This is a genomic window from Kitasatospora putterlickiae (assembly GCF_039527695.1).
In the GTDB taxonomy this organism is placed as follows: domain Bacteria; phylum Actinomycetota; class Actinomycetes; order Streptomycetales; family Streptomycetaceae; genus Kitasatospora; species Kitasatospora putterlickiae.
In genome coordinates, this window is the sequence record NZ_BAAAKJ010000210.1 from 6917 (window position 1) to 24363 (window position 17447).

Genomic DNA, 17447 nt, shown 5'->3' on the forward strand with positions numbered 1-17447 from the left:
ATCGGCGCCCGCCGCCGCGGCGTCCCGCTGCCCGCCTACGCGGACGCGATCGCCCCGGGCATCGCGCTCGCCCAGGCGCTCGGCCGCTGGGGCAACTGGTTCAACCAGGAGCTGTACGGGCGGGAGACCACCCTGCCGTGGGGCCTGAAGATCACGACGACGCTGCCCGGCGGCGAGGTGGTCACCACCGTCCACCACCCGACCTTCCTCTACGAGTCGCTCTGGTGCGTGGGCGTCGCCGCGCTGGTGATCTGGGCGGACAAGCGGTTCACCCTGGGCCACGGGCGGGCCTTCGCGCTGTACGTCGCCGGGTACACGGCGGGCCGGTTCTGGACCGAGTGGCTGCGGGTCGACGAGGCGCACGAGTTCTTCGGCCTGCGGCTGAACGACTGGGTGGCGATCCTCGTCTTCATCGGCGCCGTGGCGTACTTCGTGGTCGTCGGGAAGAAGCGGCCCGGGCGGGAGGACCCGGCGAGCATCGACCCGATGGCGCGTGCCGAGGCGGACGCCGCGGCGCCGGCCGACGGGCCGAAGGACGACCGGCCGGAGGACGACCTGCCGGAGGCGAAGCGGGACGGGAAGTCCGGCGGCCGGCCCTCGGACGGGCTCGCCGAGAAGCTCGACAAGCTGGAGAAGGGCGCCAAGCACCCCGCCTGACCTGCGCCGATCCCCACCCCCGGCCGCTCCCCGCACCCCGTGCGGAGGGCGGCCGGAGCCATGTTCGGACAGCCTTACTTTGCTGGAAATGCGCAGCTCAACAGGGCTACGGTCGATAGGCAAGGCGATCGGACCAATGGAGGGAGGGGCACGGCCGTGACTGCGACCGCCCTGGATCACGAGACCGGACACCAGCCCCGGATACCCGCCGCCGGGCACCACCGGGACGTCAACGGCGGCTGGCTGCGACCGGCGGTGTTCGGCGCGATGGACGGCCTGGTCTCCAACTTCGCGCTGATGACCGGTGTGGTCGGCGGCGCCGTCTCCAACAGCACCGTGGTGCTCACCGGCCTGGCCGGGCTGGCGGCCGGCGCCTGCTCGATGGCGGCGGGGGAGTACACCTCGGTGGCCTCCCAGCGGGAGCTGGTGCAGGCCGAGATCGAGGCCGAGCGGCTGGAGCTGCGCCGCAACCCGCACGGCGAGCTGGCCGAGCTGGCCCAGCTCTACGTCGAGCGCGGGGTGGACCCCGGGCTCGCCCACGAGGTGGCGCGGCAGCTGTCCGCCGACCCGGAGCAGACCCTGGAGATCCACGCCCGGGAGGAGCTCGGCGTGGATCCCAACGACCTGCCCTCGCCCTGGGTGGCGGCCGCCTCCTCGTTCGTCTGCTTCGCGGTGGGCGCCCTGCTGCCGCTGCTGCCGTACCTGCTGGGCGCGACCTCGCTGGTGCCGGCGCTGCTGGTCGCGGCGGTCGGCCTGTTCACCTGCGGTGCCGTGGTGGCCCGGGTGACGGCGCGCACGTGGTGGTACAGCGGCGTGCGGCAGCTGCTGCTGGGCGGGGCCGCGGCCGGGGTGACCTACCTGCTGGGCGCGCTGATCGGCGGGCAGGTCTGACGTTCGGGCGGGCCCGTAGGCCTGCGGGCGGGCCGTCCGGGCACCGGTGCCGTTGCATTGTTATGCGCCCGAACGGGTGAGGTTGCACACACGGTGGCCCGATGGCGCCTGGCCTTGTCTCGCCATGTGGTCTGGTCGACCAAGGAATCGCATCTCCGGATCGATTTCCGAGATGGAATCCCAGGCCGCTTTGATCGACGCCCGTGGGCCTGTGATGTCGGCCCTGTTTCAGGCCGGGGAGCGCCGGGCACAATCGTCGGGACGTGCGCTGTGGCGCGTCCCCTCACCGCCCGGTGACCTGCCGATCCGTCCGCGATGTGGACACTGGAATCCGCTTCCCGGGACCTTCTGCATCATGTAACGTGCGTGCCTCAATCGCATCAGGGCCAACGTCGTCCCTACTGCACCAGTTTCGAAAAGACGACGACGGGAGAGCCGATGCTGTCTGCATCCACGCACTCCGCCAACGAGCCCCAGGCCGGCGCCCGCGCGCCGTACGCGCTCGTTCCGGATGCGCGACCTGCTGCTCAGGGCCTGTACGACCCGCGAAACGAGCACGACGCCTGTGGCGTCGGATTCGTCGCCACGCTGACCGGCATCGCCGACCACACCGTCGTCGAGCAGGCGCTGACCGTCCTGCGCAACCTGGAGCACCGCGGCGCCACCGGCGCCGAGCCGGACTCCGGTGACGGCGCGGGCATCCTCACCCAGATCCCGGACGCCTTCCTCCGGGCCAACGTCCCCTTCGACCTCCCCGAGGCCGGCGCCTACGCGGTCGGCATCGCCTTCCTGCCCGACGCCGACGACGAGGACGCCGCCGCCGTCGCCCGGATCGAGGCGATCGCGGCCGAGGAGGACCTGACCGTCCTCGGCTGGCGCGACGTCCCGGTCAGCCCCGACCTGCTGGGCGCCACCGCGCGCGGGGTGATGCCGCGCTTCCGCCAGCTCTTCCTGGTCGGCCAGGGCCGGTCCGGCCTCGAACTGGACCGGGTCGCCTTCGTGGTCCGCAAGCGCTCCGAGCGCGAGGCCGGGGTCTACTTCCCGTCGCTGTCCGCGCGCACCATCGTCTACAAGGGCATGCTGACCACCGGCCAGCTGGAGCCCTTCTTCCCCGACCTGTCGGACCGGCTCTACGCCTCCGCGCTCGGCCTGGTGCACTCCCGGTTCTCCACCAACACCTTCCCGAGCTGGCCGCTCGCCCACCCGTACCGGTTCGTCGCGCACAACGGCGAGATCAACACGGTCAAGGGCAACCGGAACTGGATGACCGCCCGGGAGTCCCAGCTCGCCACCGACCTCATCCCCGCCAACCGGAACGGGCAGGGTCTCGACCGGATCTTCCCGATCTGCACCCCGGACCACTCCGACTCCGCCTCCTTCGACGAGGTCCTGGAGCTGCTCCACCTCGGCGGCCGCTCGCTGCCGCACGCCGTGCTGATGATGATCCCGGAGGCGTGGGAGAACCACGCCACCATGGACCCGGCCCGCCGCGCGTTCTACCGGTACCACTCCAACCTGATGGAGCCCTGGGACGGCCCGGCCTGCGTCACCTTCACCGACGGCACGCGGATCGGCGCCGTGCTGGACCGCAACGGCCTGCGCCCCGCCCGCTACTGGATCACCGAGGACGGCCTGGTCGTCCTCTCCTCCGAGGTCGGCGTGCTCGACATCGAGCAGACCCGGGTGGTCAAGAAGGGCCGGCTGCAGCCCGGCCGGATGTTCCTCGTCGACACCGCCGAACACCGCATCGTCGAGGACGAGGAGATCAAGTCGGCGCTGGCCGCCGAGCACCCCTACGAGGAGTGGGTCGAGAGCGGCCAGATCCAGCTGGCCACGCTCCCCGAGCGCGAGCACATCGCGCACACCCACGCCTCGGTCACCCGCCGCCAGCAGACCTTCGGCTACACGGAGGAGGAGCTGCGGGTCATCCTGGCGCCGATGGCGAAGACCGGCGCCGAGGCGCTCGGCTCGATGGGCACCGACTCGCCGATCGCGGCGCTCAGCGAGAAGCCGCGCCTGCTGTTCGACTACTTCGTGCAGCTCTTCGCGCAGGTCACCAACCCGCCGCTGGACGCCATCCGCGAGGAACTGGTCACCTCGCTGCTGTCCAACCTCGGCCCCGAGGGCAACCTGCTGGCCGCCGAGGCCGCCGCCTGCCGCTCCGTCGGCATCACCTTCCCGGTGATCGACAACGACGAGCTGGCCAAGCTGGTCCACATCAACGCGGACGGCGACCAGCCCGGCCTCAAGGCCGTCACGCTGTCCGGCCTGTACAAGGTCGCCGGCGGCGGCGAGGCGCTGGCCGCGCGGCTGGCCGCGATCGCCGCCGAGGCGGACGCGGCGATCGCCGACGGTGCCCGGATCATCGTGCTCTCCGACCGGCACTCGGACGCCGAGCACGCCCCGATCCCCTCGCTGCTGCTCACCTCGGCGGTCCACCACCACCTGATCCGCACCAAGCAGCGCACCCGGGTGTCGCTGCTGGTCGAGGCGGGCGACGTCCGCGAGGTGCACCACGTCGCGCTGCTGATCGGCTACGGCGCCGGCGCGGTCAACCCGTACCTGGCCATGGAATCGGTCGAGGACCTGGTCGCCCAGGGCACCTTCCTGACCGGCATCGAGCCCGAGAAGGCGATCAAGAACCTGATCAAGGCGCTCGGCAAGGGCGTGCTGAAGGTGATGTCCAAGATGGGCATCTCCACCGTCGCCTCCTACCGCGGCGCCCAGGTCTTCGAGGCGATCGGCCTCGCCCAGGAGCTGGTGGACGGCTACTTCGCCGGCACCACCACCAAGCTCGGCGGCATCGGTCTGGACGAGATCGCCAAGGAGACCGCGGCCCGGCACGCCAAGGCGTACCCCGCCTCCGGCATCCCCGCCGCGCACCGCGCGCTGGAGATCGGCGGCGAGTACCAGTGGCGCCGCGAGGGCGAGCCGCACCTGTTCGACCCGGACACCGTATTCCGGCTGCAGCACTCCACCCGCAACCGCCGGTACGACATCTTCAAGCAGTACACCGACCGGGTGAACGAGCAGTCCGAGCGGCTGATGACGCTGCGCGGCCTGTTCAGGCTCGACGCGCACGGCCGCACCCCGGTGCCGGTCGAGGAGGTCGAGCCGGTCTCCGAGATCGTCAAGCGGTTCTCCACCGGCGCCATGTCCTACGGCTCGATCTCCCGCGAGGCGCACGAGACCCTGGCCGTCGCGATGAACCGCCTCGGCGGCAAGTCCAACACCGGCGAGGGCGGCGAGGACCCGGACCGCCTGTACGACCCCGAGCGCCGCTCGGCGATCAAGCAGGTCGCCTCCGGCCGGTTCGGCGTCACCTCCGAGTACCTGGTCAACGCCGACGACATCCAGATCAAGATGGCCCAGGGCGCCAAGCCCGGTGAGGGCGGCCAGCTGCCCGGCCACAAGGTGTACCCGTGGGTCGCCAGGACCCGGCACTCCACCCCGGGTGTCGGCCTGATCTCGCCGCCGCCGCACCACGACATCTACTCGATCGAGGACCTGGCGCAGCTGATCCACGACCTCAAGAACGCCAACCCCGAGGCCCGCGTCCACGTGAAGCTGGTCTCCGAGGTCGGCGTCGGCACGGTCGCGGCCGGCGTCTCCAAGGCACACGCGGACGTGGTGCTGGTCTCCGGCCACGACGGCGGCACCGGCGCCTCGCCGCTCACCTCGCTCAAGCACGCGGGCGGCCCCTGGGAGCTCGGCCTCGCCGAGACCCAGCAGACCCTGCTGCTCAACGGACTGCGCGACCGGATCGTGGTGCAGACCGACGGCCAGCTGAAGACCGGCCGCGACGTCGTCATCGCCGCCCTGCTGGGCGCCGAGGAGTTCGGGTTCGCGACCGCCCCGCTGGTGGTCTCCGGCTGCATCATGATGCGCGTCTGCCACCTGGACACCTGCCCGGTCGGCGTCGCCACCCAGAACCCGGTGCTGCGCGAGCGGTTCTCCGGCAAGCCGGAGTTCGTGGTCAACTTCTTCGAGTTCATCGCCGAGGAGGTCCGGGAGATCCTGGCCTCGCTGGGCTTCCGCTCGATCGAGGAGGCCGTCGGCCACGCCGAGCACATCGACGCCGAGGCCGCCGTCGACCACTGGAAGGCCGCCGGGCTCGACCTGGCCCCGCTGTTCCACGTGCCCGAGCTGCCCGAGGGCGCGGCCCTGCACCGCACCACCACGCAGGACCACGCGCTCGACAAGGCCCTGGACAACCAGCTGATCGACCTGGCCCAGGACGCCCTGGAGAACGGCGACGCCGTCCGCATCCAGCTGCCGATCCGCAACGTCAACCGGACCGCCGGCACCATGCTCGGCCACCACGTGACCAAGCGGTACCGCGGCGAGGGCCTGCCGGAGGGGACCATCGACGTCACCTTCACCGGCTCGGCCGGCCAGTCCTTCGGCGCCTTCGTGCCGCGCGGCATCACGCTGCGCCTGGAGGGCGACGCCAACGACTACGTCGGCAAGGGCCTGTCCGGCGGCGTGATCGTGGTCCGCCCGGCCCGGGACGCGGCGGCGATCGGCAACGACGCCCAGAACCACGTGATCGCCGGCAACACCATCGGGTACGGCGCCACCAGCGGCCGGATCCACCTGCGCGGCAAGGCCGGTGAGCGCTTCGCCGTCCGCAACTCCGGGGCCACCCTGGTCGTCGAGGGCGTGGGCGACCACGGCCTGGAGTACATGACCGGCGGACGGGTCGTCGTCCTCGGCGAGACCGGACGCAACCTCGCGGCCGGCATGTCCGGCGGCGTCGCCTACGTGCTGGACCTGCGCCCGGCGAACGTCAACAGCGGCATGGTGGGCATCGAGGCCCCGACCGCCGAGGACCGCGACTGGCTGCGCGAGACCGTGCAGCAGCACTACGAGGAGACCGGCTCCACCGTCGCCGCCGAGCTCCTGGCGGACTGGGGCAGCGGGGTCTCCCGCTTCTCCACGATCATGCCGACCGACTACAAGGCAGTGCTCGCCGCCAAGGACGCCGCTGAGCGCGATGGCCTCTCCGAGGCCGAGACCACTCGCAAGATGATGGAGGCGGCACGTGGCTGACCCCAAGGGCTTCCTGACGACCCCGAAGCAGCTGGCCGAGCGTCGACCCGTGGACGTCCGTCTGCGGGACTGGAACGAGGTCTACGTCGAGCGCAGCCTGCTGCCGATCATCACCAAGCAGGCCGGCCGCTGCATGGACTGCGGCATCCCGTTCTGCCACAACGGCTGCCCGCTCGGGAACCTCATCCCCGAGTGGAACGACCTCGCCTACCGGGACGACTGGACCGGCGCGATCGAGCGGCTGCACGCGACCAACAACTTCCCGGAGTTCACCGGGCGGCTCTGCCCGGCGCCCTGCGAGTCGGCCTGCGTGCTCGGCATCAACCAGGACGCGGTGACCATCAAGAACGTCGAGGTCACCATCATCGACAAGGCCTGGGACCGCGGCGGGGTCACCCCGCAGGTGCCGGAGCGGCTGTCCGGCAAGACGGTCGCCGTGGTCGGCTCCGGGCCGGCCGGCCTGGCCGCCGCCCAGCAGCTCACCCGGGCCGGGCACACCGTGGTGGTGTACGAGCGGGCCGACCGGATCGGCGGTCTGCTGCGCTACGGCATCCCCGAGTTCAAGATGGAGAAGCGCCACATCAACCGCCGCGTCGAGCAGATGCGCGCGGAGGGCACCCGGTTCCGCACCGGCGTGCACGTCGGCGAGGACATCACCGGGCAGCAGCTGCGCGAGCGCTTCGACGCGGTGGTCGTCGCGGCCGGCGCCACCACGGCCCGCGACCTGCCGGTGCCCGGGCGCGAGCTCAAGGGCGTCCACCAGGCCATGGAGTACCTGCCGCTGGCCAACAAGGTGCAGGAGGGCGACTTCGTGGAGTCGCCGATCAGCGCCAAGGGCAAGCACGTCGTGGTCATCGGCGGCGGCGACACCGGCGCGGACTGCGTCGGCACCGCGCACCGGCAGGGGGCGGCCTCCGTCACCCAGCTGGAGATCATGCCGCGTCCCGGCGAGGACCGGCCGGCCGGCCAGCCGTGGCCGACCATGCCGATGACCTACAAGGTCACCTCGGCGCACGAGGAGGGCGGCGAGCGGGTCTACTCCGTCTCCACCACCCACTTCAGCGGCGACGAGGAGGGCAACGTCCAGGAGCTGCACCTGGTCGAGGTGGAGTTCAAGGACGGGCGGTTCGAGCAGGTGCCGGGCACCGAGCGGGCCATCCCGGCGCAGCTGGTCACCCTGGCGATGGGCTTCACCGGCACGGACGTGCGGAACGGTCTGGTCGAGCAGTTGGGCGTGGACCTCGACGCACGCGGTAATGTGGCCCGGGACGGCCGCTTCGCCACCAACGTCGATGGCGTCTACGTCTGCGGTGACGCCGGACGTGGCCAGTCCCTGATCGTCTGGGCCATCGCGGAGGGCCGCTCGGCCGCTGCGGCGGTCGACACCTACCTGGGCGGCAAGACCCCGCTGCCCGCTCCGATCCGGCCGACGGACCGCCCGCTGGTGGTCTGATCCGGTCCAGGTAGCCCGGCGCCGTACCGCCGGGTCGCACCGAGCCGCACCCCGTCAGCGTCGCCGGGCCACCGCGGTCCATGGCGCCTGCCCACATCCCCGACCAGTTTGGGGGCAGGCGCCTTTCGCGTTTCCCGGGGTCGGGTCGGGTGGCTGGGTCGGTGGGTCGGCCGGTGGGGTCGGTCGGCGGTTCAGTCGGCGGGGAAGTGGACGGGGCGGCCGGCGAGGTTGAGGACCACCCGGGCCCCCAGGGGCTCGGTGAGCCGGAACCGGGCCTCCCGTCCGTAGCCGGTTGTTCCGCAATCGACCGGCCGGCCGTCGGTGCGGCCGATCAGCACCAGGACGTCGGCGGTCCCGTACGTCGCACCCGGCAGCGGGGCGGCGCAGTTCCCGGGGAACAGCAGGGCCTGGAAGCCGCTTTCGTCGGTGGTGCGACGGGCCGCCGAGAGGTCCGTGACGCCCTCGGGAAGGTCCTGGTCCGCGACCGTGTAGGGGCCGGGCGGCTGCTGCGACTCCACGGCCGCCACCGCGTAGGGGTCGTCGATTCCGGCGAACCGGAACTCCCAGACCGGGACCGTCGCCGTCCCGCGGCTGGTGGTCTGGGTCCGGGTCGCGGGCCGGACGGCGGTGACGGTGAGCACGGTGTCGCAGGGCTCCCTGGTGCAGGGGTGGTCGCGGTAGCGGACGAGCTCCTCGTAGGCGGTACGCGGGTCGGTCAGCGGCAGGGTCAGCGAGGTCCCGTCGGGGAAGGAGACCGTCCCCGGGTCGGAGAACGGGGGGAACACGGCCTCCAGGTCGATCCGGTCGCCGAGGAAGGCCGCGAAGGCGCGGTCGTTCCGGCCGAAGTCGCTCGGCAGCCAGTACTGCCCGTCCCGCTCGGGGTGGTAGCCGGTGTGCCAGATCCGGTCGGACTCGGAGCCGGGCCAGGCCTCCGCCACCTGGCGGGCCCGTTCCAGGGCGCCGATGGGGACCGGGGTGTCGCGGACGGCGGCGGGCGCGGGGAGGGTGTCACCGGGGAGGGTGAGTACGGGGAGGACCGCGAGCAGGACCACGGCGGCGGTGCGAAGTCGTCTCAGCACATCCTCGGGGACGCGCGCCGGCGCGCTCGGGTTGCGTCAACCGTTGTCGATTCCGGCCGAGTTGTGGCTCCCGGGGGGACATCAGGGGGTTGGGGATGTCCATGGCGACGGCGGGGGACTAGAGTGCGTTCGGGGAGCTACGGCGCGGCTACCGCGCGTATCCGGACGCGGGTCGTCCGGGCGGCTCCACTGAGGTGGGCGGGAGTCGGGTGACTCCGCCGAGGGTGTTCCGAGGACTGTTGTTTGTCGGTCCCTGATGGAAGACTGCGGCCGACGGCCGGGGGGCTGCGCGAGGTGCGGAGGGTTGAGGCGATGGGTGCGACTCAGGCGGGTGGTGGTGCCACGGTGCGGCGTCTGCTGCTGGGGTCGCAACTGCGAAGGCTCCGGGAGGCCCGGGGCGTGAGCCGGGAGGAGGCCGGGTACTCGATCCGGGCCTCCGAGTCGAAGATCAGCCGGATGGAGCTCGGCCGGGTCGGCTTCAAGGAGCGCGACGTCGCCGACCTGCTGACGCTGTACGGGGTCGACGCGGAGCCGGAGCGGGCCTCGGTGCTGGGGCTGGTGCGGGCGGCCAACGCGACCTCCTGGTGGCACGGCTACGGGGACGTCCTGCCGGGCTGGTTCCAGAACTACCTGGGTCTGGAGGAGGCCGCCACCGAGATCCGCAGCTACGAGGTGCAGTTCGTCCACGGGCTGCTGCAGACCGCCGCCTACGCGCGGGCGGTGATCACCCACGGCGGGCACGTCACCGAACCGGCCGAGATCGAGCGGCGGGTGGAGGTGCGGCTCAAGCGCCAGGAGGTGCTGACGGCCGAGCGGGCGCCGCGGCTGGTCGCGGTGCTGGACGAGGCCGTGCTGCGCCGGCCCTGGGGCGGGCCCGAGCTGATGCGGGCGCAGGTCGACCGGCTGCTGGAGCTGACCGAGCTGCCGAACGTCGAACTGCAGGTGATGCCGCTGGGCTTCGGCGGGCTGCGCGCGGAGGGCGGGGCGTTCTCGGTGCTGGCCTTCGACGAGCGGGAACTGCCGGACATCGTGTACCTGGAGCAGTTCACCACCGCCCTGTACCTGGACAAGGCGGCGGAGGTCGCCGAGTACGCGGGCGCGATGGACGGTCTGGTGGCGGACAGCCTCTCCCCGGAGCGGACACGAGAACTTCTTCGCTCCGTACGCCAAGAACTCTGACGGATAAGTACGATGAGCCCCGATCAGATCTGATCGCGAACGACCGCGAACGATGTTCGTGCGTTCCCGTAGGCATGAGAGGGATCAGATGTCGTACCTTTCCGAGTTGGCGCTGCAGTACATCGACGGCGAGTGGCGCGAGGGCAGTGGCTCCTGGGACATCGTCGACGTCGACCCCTTCACCGGTGACAAGATCGCCGCCATCACCGTCGCCACCGTGGACGAGGTCGACCAGGCCTACCGGGCCGCGGCGCTGGCGCAGAAGGAGTGGGCGGCCACCAACCCCTACACCCGGCGGCTGGTCTTCGAGCGCGCGCTGCGGATCCTGGAGGACCGCGAGCAGGAGATCACCCGGGACATCATCACCGAGCTCGGCGGCACCGCCGTCAAGGCCTGGTTCGAGCTCTCGCTCACCAAGGACATGCTGCGCGAGGCGATGCAGCTGTCGCTGCGTGCCGAGGGCCGGCTGCTGCCCTCCCCGGTGGACGGCAAGGAGAACCGGCTCTACCGGCTGCCGGTCGGCGTCGTCGGCGTGATCAGCCCGTTCAACTTCCCGCTGTTCCTGTCGATGAAGGCGGTCGCCCCGGCGCTGGCGCTCGGCAACGGGGTGGTGCTCAAGCCGCACCAGGAGACCCCGGTGGTCGGCGGCACCCTGATCGCCAAGATCTTCGAGGAGGCGGGCCTGCCGGCCGGTCTGCTCAACGTGGTGGTCACCGACATCGCCGAGATCGGCGACGCCTTCATCGAGCACCCGGTCCCCAAGGTGATCTCCTTCACCGGCTCCGACAAGGTCGGCCGGCACGTCGCGACCGTCGCCGCCTCGCACTTCAAGCGGACCGTGCTGGAGCTCGGTGGCAACAGCGCGCTGATCGTGCTGGACGACGCCGACGTCGACTACGCGGTCGACGCGGCCGTGTTCAGCCGCTTCGTGCACCAGGGGCAGGTCTGCATGGCCGCCAACCGCGTGCTGGTCGACCGCGCCGTGGCCGAGGAGTTCACCCGCAAGTTCGTCGCCAAGGTCGCCACCCTCAAGGTCGGCGACCCCCGGGACCCCGCCACCCACATCGGCCCGCTGATCAACCCCGTCCAGGCCGACGCCCTCACCGCGCAGGTGGACCAGGCGATCGCCGCCGGCGCCACCGCGCTGCTGCGCGGCACCACCACCGGCAGCCTGATGTCGCCCGTGGTGCTCGGCGATCTGCCGGCCGACGCGCCGATCCTGCGGCGCGAGCTGTTCGGGCCGGTCGTGCTGGTCGTGCCGTTCGACGGCGAGGACGAGGCGGTGCGGATCGCCAACGACACGCCGTTCGGGCTCAGCGGCGCCGTGCACACGGCCGACGTGGAGCGGGGCGTGCGGGTCGCGCAGCGGATCGAGACCGGCATGATCCACGTCAACGACGGGACCATCGCGGACGAGCCGGTGGTGCCCTTCGGCGGCGAGAAGAACTCGGGCGTGGGCCGGCTGAACGGCGACGCCACGGTCGACGCGTTCACCACGGTGAAGTGGATCTCGATCCAGCACGGGCGCAGCCGCTTCCCGTTCTGACCGTTCCGACCGTCGTGACCGTTCCGACCGCGTGCCGGCCGTCCCGTCCCGCCGTGGAGGGGACGGCCGGGTTCCACTTGCCGGCCGGGCCTGCCCTATGCTGCGCCTGTCGGACCGGTGGGGGACTGTGTTCGACCGTGTGTGACCGGAACGGACCGAAGGGGTGGCAGGGGTGACCGGGTTTCAGGAGATCGGCCGGGATTGGCTCGTCGGCGGAGAGGTCCACGAGGCGCGGCCGCCCGCCGACCTGCGCCCCGAGATCCCGCACCCCGCCCGGATGTACGACTACTACATCGGCGGCAAGGACAACTTCCCGGCCGACCGCGAGGCCGCGGAGAAGGTGCTCGCCATCAGCCCGATGGTGCGGCTCAGCGCGCTGGCCAACCGGGCCTTCCTCGGCCGCGCGGTGCGGCACCTCGCCGGCGAGGGCATCCGGCGGTTCGTCGACATCGGCACCGGCATCCCCAGCGCCGGGAACACCCACGAGGTCGCCCAGCGGGTGCGGCCGGACGCCCGGGTGGTCTACCTCGACAACGATCCGATCGTGCTGGTGCACGGCCGCGCCCTGCTGAGCGGCACCACCCCGGAGAGCACCTCGGTGGTCCAGGCCGACCTGCGCGACCCGGCCGCGATCCTGGCCCTCCCCGAGGTCCGGCGGTCCCTGGACTCCGGCGAGCCGGTGGCGCTGCTGCTCGTCGCGGTCCTGCACTTCATCGACGAGGGGGACGACCCGTACGGCATCGTGCGCACCCTGGTGGACGCCCTGCCGTCCGGCAGCCGCCTCGTCCTCTCCCACGGCACCCTCGACTTCACCCCGACCGCCGACGCCGGCCGCGGCCCCGCCGTCTACCGCAATGCCTCCGCCCAGCTGACCATGCGCAGCCGCGAACAGGTGCTCCGCTTCTTCGAAGGCCTCACCCTCACCGCCCCCGGCCTGGTCACCGCCCCCCTCTGGCGCCCCGACACCCCCGAGCAGCCCACCGACTCCCAGATCGGCATCTGGGCCGCCGTCGCCGAGAAGCCCTAGCCGGCCGGGGCGGCGGAGGAGTTCCGCGGTCGCGAGCTCGAAGGAGAAGGGCGCCGGGACCGGCACGCCGTCCCCCGGCCGCTGGGCGAACGAGATCGCCCCTGCGGTCCGGGGGGGGGCGCCGGGGGTAGCGGTACGGCGGCGTTCAGGCCGTCCGGGCCTCCCGGCGGTAGCCGCCCGGGGCGAGCCCGAACTCCCGCTTGAACGCCTTCGCGAACGCGTACTCCGAGCCGTAGCCGGTCTTCGCGGCGACCGTGGTGAGCGGGGCCTCCGACTCCCGCAGCAGCCGGGCCGCCGTGGTCATCCGCCAGCGGGTCAGATAGGCCATCGGCGGCTCGCCGACCAGCGAGGTGAAGCGGCGGGCGAACGCGGCCCGGGAGAGCCCGGCGCGGGCGGCGAGCGACTCCACCGTCCACGCCGTCGACGGCGCCTCGTGGATCGCGGTGAGCGCCGGCGCCACCGCCGAGTCGCCGAGCGCCGCCGCCCAGCCGGCCGCGGTGGCGCTCGGCTGCTCCTCGATCCACGCCCGCAGGATGTACAGCAGCAGCGAGTCGATCAGCGCTGGGACGATGCCGGTCGAACCGATCCTGGGGTTCTCCAGCTCGGCGCCGAGCAGCTGGACCGCCGCGCTCAGCTCCGGGTGCCGGCCGTGCCGGGTCTGCAGGTGGACGATCGCCGGCAGTTGCCGCACCAGCGGGTGCGGACGGGACTGGTCGAGGTGGTAGTTGCCGCACAGCAGGCTGGTGCGCGGCCCCTCCCCGCCGATCGACACGGTGCCGATCGGCAGCGACGGCCGGAAGTCCGAAGGCTGTTCGAGGACCGCCGGGGTGCCCGGCTGGTCGGCGAGGACGTGGCCGCGGCCGTCGCGCAGGAACACCACGTCCCCCGGGCTGAGCGCGATCGGCGCGGCCCCCTCCTCCAACGGCACCAGCCAGCACGTGCCGTACAGCACCACGTGGAACCCGGCGCCGACGACCGGGGGCAGCCGCAGCCCCCACGGGGCCCGTCCCTCGGTGCGGACGGAGGCGGGCTGCCCCGTGCGCATCGAGCTCAGTGCCTCGGTCAGGATGTCCACGCGCCCTCCCTGGTCGCCGCCGTCCCCGAGAACCCTACGGAATTCAGCCGACGGTCAGCACGATCTTTCCCTGGGTGCGGCCGGTGGCGATCAGCTCGTGCGCCTTGGCCGCGTCCTCCAGCGGGAAGGTCCCGGCGACGTGCGGACGGATCCGGCCCTCGTCGACCAGCCGGGCGATCGCCTCCAGCGAGGCGTAGTCCGGCTCCACCGAGACGCCCGCGAACCGGCGCCCGGCGGCCTCGACCTCGGTGGCCAGCGCGGTGTTCCAGTGCTCCATGATCGAGACCAGCACGCCGCCCTCGGGCAGCACCTCCAGCGAGGCGGTGCCCTGCGAGGAGGAGTCGAACACCACGTCCACCTCGCCGACCCGCCCCAGGAAGCCCTCCTCCCGGTAGTCGAGCACCTCGTCGGCGCCCAGCGAGCGCACGAAGTCGTGCTTCGGCGCGCTCGCCAGGGCGACCACCCGCGCGCCGCGGGCCTTGGCGATCTGGACGGCGAGGTGGCCGACGCCGCCCGCCGCGCGGTGGATCAGCACCCGCTGCCCCTCGGCCAGCCCCGCCGCGTCCACCAGGCCCTGCCAGGCGGTCAGCGCGGCCAGCGGCAGCGCGGCGGCCCGCACGTGGTCCAGCGAGGCGGGCTTGCGGGCCACCTGACGGGAGGGCACCGCGACGTACTCGGCGTAGCCGGTGGCGGCGCGCGGGAAGAACGGCATCCCGAACACCTCGTCGCCGACCTTGAACCGGGCGCCCGGACCGGCCTGCTCGACCACGCCGGAGATGTCCCAGCCGACCCCGAACGGCGGCTCGCCGAGCAGCGGGTAGACGCCGGAACGGACCGCCGCGTCCACCGGGTTGACGCCGCTGGCGTGGACGCGGACGAGCACCTCGCCGCCCAGCGGGGCGGGCCGCTCGGCCTCGACGACCTCCAGGACCTCCGGGCCGCCGAAGGACTTCTGGGTGACTGCGCGCATGGGACTGCTCCTCCTCGGAAAGGCCGTGCTCTCGACGGCGTTCCGGACGTCCGACGGCGTTCGGGACGTCCGACGGCGTCCGACGGCGTTCGGTGACGTTCGGTGACGTGATCAACGGTAGGCAGGCCCCGCGCGCGGCTGAATATCCCGCTGTCTCGGGAAGATGTCCCAGCGTCTCGCCGACCGGCCGCCCCGGCCGGAGGACGGGCGAAGTGGACCCTCCCACGGCGGGAGGGTCCACGATGGGGACGTGCGAGATCCAGACGACGTCCCGCGGGACGACCTCCTCACCATCGGCCGCTTCGCCCGCCTCTGCCGGCTGAGCGTCAAACAGCTCCGCCACTACGACGACACCGGTCTGCTGACCCCGGCCCGGGTCGACCCCGCCACCGGCTACCGCTACTACGCCCCGCACCAGGCCCGCGACGCGCTCACCGTGGCCCTGCTGCGCGAACTCGACGTGCCGCTCGCGGTGATCGGCGCGACCCTGGCCGCCGCCGAGCCGGAGCGGGCCCGCCTGCTGCGCGCCGAACGCGACCGGGTCGCCGAGCGGATCACCCGCGACCGGGCCCGCCTGGAGCTGCTGGAGCGCCTCGCCGACGGCGGCGGACTGCCCGGGTACGAGATCACCTCCGGCCGGGAGCCGCAGCGGCGGCTCGTCGTCGTACGGGCGGTGGCCGGGCCGGGCGAGCTGGCGGAGCGGATCGGCGCGTGCGTCGGTCGGCTGCTGGAGGGCCTGGACGGCACCCCGTGGCGTCCGCCGCTGTGGGGGCTGTTCCCGCTGGACCTCGCGGAGGGCATGCGGATCGCGATCGGCGCCGAGACGGCCGGCACGGAGCAGGGCGCGCCGGCCGGCCTGGAGCGGGAGACGCTGCCCGCAGGACCGGCGCTGGAGACGGTGCACCACGGCCCGTACGCCCAACTCCCGTTTGCCTACCACGCGTTGCTGGCCGCCGTGCACGAGCGCGGGCTGCGGCCGCTGGCGCCGGTGCGGGAGGCGTACCTGGTCGGACCGGGGGAGGCCCCGGCGGAGGAGTGGACGACCCGGCTGGTGGTCCGGGTCGCGGAGCGGGCGGAGGAGGCGGCGTGACGCGGGCGCGCGGCGGGAAGCACTGCGAGACGACGGCGCTGGGCGTGCTGCTGCGCCACGAGGGCGTCGAGCTGTCCGAGCCGATGCTGTTCGGGCTCGGGGCCGGGCTGTCGTTCATCTACTGGGACGGCAAGGGGCTGGACTTCCCGTTCCTCGGCGGCCGGGTCAAGCCCTTCGAGCTGACCCGCACGCTGGCCGACCGGCTCGGCCTGGAGCTGGACGTCCGGGAGACCGCCTCCGCCGACAAGGCGTGGCGGAACGTGACCGGGGCGCTGGACGCCGGGCGCCCGGTCGGGCTCCAACTCGACAGCTACCACCTGGAGTACTTCACCTCCAAGGTGCACTTCGGCGGCCATGTGGTCGCGATCGAGGGCTACGACGCCGAGCGCGCCCGCCTGGTGGACACCGAGCAGCAGGGCGGCGCGGTCACCACCGGCCTGGCCTCGCTCGCGGCGGCGCGTGCCGAACGCGGTCCGATGACCGCCCGGAACCGCTCCTTCACGCTCGCCCTGCGCGGCGGACTCCCTGACCTGCGGGACGTGGCGGCACCGGCGATGGCCGCGTGCGCGTCGGCGTTCCTGCACCCGCCGATCGCCAACCTCGGCCACCGGGGGATCGCGAAGGCGGCCGGCCTGGTGCCCGGCTGGCTGGCCCGCGCCGAGCGGCCGGAGATCCAACTGCCCCGGGCCTCCCGGATGATGGAGCTGGCAGGCACCGGCGGCGCGCTGTTCCGCAACCTCTACCGGGACTTCCTCGGCGAGTGCGCCGACCTGCTCGACGACCCCGGGGTCCGCACCGCCCGCGACCGCTACGCCGAGGCGGCGGCCGGCTGGACCGAGGTGGCCGAACTGGTCGGGGCGGCGGGGGAGTCCGGCGAGGCGGCGCTGCTGCGGCAGGCCGGCCGTCTGCTGGAGGAGCTGGCGCGGATCGAGCGCGAGGCGATGGGGGAGCTGGCCCGCCTGGCGGCGTAGGCGTCAGGCGCCCAGGTCGCCGATCCGGCCCGGCTCGCGGCCGTCGGCCGGACAGCGCCAGCGGGCTTCGCCGGCCGCCAGGACGGGCTTCAGCAGATGGGTGTGCCCCGGGCAGGACGGCCACTGGAAGAACTCGTAGCCGGCCAGATGGTCCTGGACGGTCTCGGCCGTCCAGACGGTGAGCCGCTCGGGTGGCAGCGCGGGGTCCGCGCCGCGGGCGAACCGGAGGGCGTCGGTGGCCATTCCGAGCAGGAACCCGGAGGGCGTGTCCACCGAGAGGTCCCAGCGCAGGCCCGCCGGTGGCACCCCGGTGCCGGGCGCCCGCAGGAGGTCCCGCCCGACCCGGGCGCACGGTTCGCCGAACCCGCCCGGCACCCCGCGCGGCGGGCGGCCGTCCAGCCCCCAGGCGGTGACCGGCGCGAAGCCGTGGTGGCCGTACTCGCCGAAGACGGTGAGC

At 72.9% G+C, this 17447-nt stretch carries 13 protein-coding genes; 9 read left to right on the forward strand and 4 right to left on the reverse strand.

The genetic code is table 11. From position 1 onward, the window contains the following. The 4 genes from ABD308_RS20885 to ABD308_RS20900 form a co-directional block, all read left to right on the forward strand. Window positions 1-657: prolipoprotein diacylglyceryl transferase family protein (locus ABD308_RS20885; RefSeq protein ID WP_344337442.1), on the forward strand; the 657-nt coding region annotated here is incomplete at its 5' end. 171 nt (window positions 658-828) lie between these two features. Continuing rightward, window positions 829-1548 (forward strand): VIT1/CCC1 transporter family protein, encoded by a 720-nt coding sequence (locus tag ABD308_RS20890; protein ID WP_344337467.1) that lies wholly within the window; start codon window positions 829-831, stop codon window positions 1546-1548. Between the two features lie 438 nt (window positions 1549-1986). Then, complete coding sequence (gene gltB, locus ABD308_RS20895) at window positions 1987-6600, forward strand: glutamate synthase large subunit (protein ID WP_344337444.1); 4614 nt, start codon at window positions 1987-1989, stop codon at window positions 6598-6600. Then, the gene (locus tag ABD308_RS20900) at window positions 6593-8053 is read left to right on the forward strand and encodes a glutamate synthase subunit beta (protein WP_344337446.1); all 1461 of its coding nucleotides are present in this window, start codon (window positions 6593-6595) and stop codon (window positions 8051-8053) included. The genes gltB and ABD308_RS20900 overlap by 8 nt, the downstream gene beginning before the upstream one ends. Before the next feature lie 191 nt (window positions 8054-8244). Here the strand turns inward: ABD308_RS20900 and ABD308_RS20905 are convergent, their stop codons facing one another. Then, window positions 8245-9132: a hypothetical protein gene (locus ABD308_RS20905; RefSeq protein WP_344337448.1), complete on the reverse strand. Its 888-nt coding sequence runs from the start codon at window positions 9130-9132 to the stop codon at window positions 8245-8247. Window positions 9133-9444: 312 nt separating this feature from the next. Here ABD308_RS20905 and ABD308_RS20910 point away from each other — a divergent pair, with 312 nt between their 5' ends. From ABD308_RS20910 to ABD308_RS20920, 3 genes are all read left to right on the forward strand, one after another. Continuing rightward, window positions 9445-10311 (forward strand): helix-turn-helix domain-containing protein, encoded by an 867-nt coding sequence (locus ABD308_RS20910; RefSeq protein WP_344337450.1) that lies wholly within the window; start codon window positions 9445-9447, stop codon window positions 10309-10311. Between the two features lie 88 nt (window positions 10312-10399). Next, entirely contained in the window at window positions 10400-11857 is a 1458-nt protein-coding gene (locus ABD308_RS20915; protein WP_344337452.1) for an aldehyde dehydrogenase family protein, read from the forward strand. Window positions 11858-12029: 172 nt separating this feature from the next. Then, complete coding sequence (locus ABD308_RS20920; protein ID WP_344337454.1) at window positions 12030-12884, forward strand: SAM-dependent methyltransferase; 855 nt, start codon at window positions 12030-12032, stop codon at window positions 12882-12884. A gap of 145 nt (window positions 12885-13029) precedes the next feature. Here ABD308_RS20920 and ABD308_RS20925 read toward each other — a convergent pair whose 3' ends face one another. Both ABD308_RS20925 and ABD308_RS20930 read right to left on the reverse strand, forming a co-directional pair. Next, window positions 13030-13959, reverse strand: a complete 930-nt coding sequence (locus ABD308_RS20925; protein ID WP_344337456.1) for an AraC family transcriptional regulator — start codon at window positions 13957-13959, stop codon at window positions 13030-13032. A 43-nt stretch (window positions 13960-14002) separates the two neighbouring features. Next, window positions 14003-14929 (reverse strand): NADP-dependent oxidoreductase, encoded by a 927-nt coding sequence (locus ABD308_RS20930; RefSeq protein WP_344337458.1) that lies wholly within the window; start codon window positions 14927-14929, stop codon window positions 14003-14005. A 250-nt stretch (window positions 14930-15179) separates the two neighbouring features. On the opposite strand from ABD308_RS20930, the gene ABD308_RS20935 reads away from it, so the two are divergent. Together ABD308_RS20935 and ABD308_RS20940 are read left to right on the forward strand one after the other, a co-directional pair. Beyond that, complete coding sequence (locus ABD308_RS20935; RefSeq protein WP_344337460.1) at window positions 15180-16019, forward strand: MerR family transcriptional regulator; 840 nt, start codon at window positions 15180-15182, stop codon at window positions 16017-16019. Continuing rightward, the gene (locus tag ABD308_RS20940; RefSeq protein ID WP_344337462.1) at window positions 16016-16990 is read left to right on the forward strand and encodes a BtrH N-terminal domain-containing protein; all 975 of its coding nucleotides are present in this window, start codon (window positions 16016-16018) and stop codon (window positions 16988-16990) included. The genes ABD308_RS20935 and ABD308_RS20940 overlap by 4 nt, the downstream gene beginning before the upstream one ends. A gap of 3 nt (window positions 16991-16993) precedes the next feature. Here ABD308_RS20940 and ABD308_RS20945 read toward each other — a convergent pair. Next, window positions 16994-17447 (reverse strand): hypothetical protein (locus tag ABD308_RS20945; protein ID WP_344337464.1); only part of this gene is annotated, 454 nt, incomplete at its 5' end.

Excerpts from the sequence above, each read along its gene's own strand:
- gltB (WP_344337444.1), top strand. The coding sequence starts at position 1,987 with ATGCTGTCTGCATCCACGCACTCCGCCAACGAGCCCCAGGCCGGCGCC.
- ABD308_RS20910 (WP_344337450.1), top strand. The coding sequence starts at position 9,445 with ATGGGTGCGACTCAGGCGGGTGGTGGTGCCACGGTGCGGCGTCTGCTG.
- ABD308_RS20915 (WP_344337452.1), top strand. The coding sequence starts at position 10,400 with ATGTCGTACCTTTCCGAGTTGGCGCTGCAGTACATCGACGGCGAGTGG.
- ABD308_RS20930 (WP_344337458.1), bottom strand. The coding sequence starts at position 14,929 with ATGCGCGCAGTCACCCAGAAGTCCTTCGGCGGCCCGGAGGTCCTGGAG.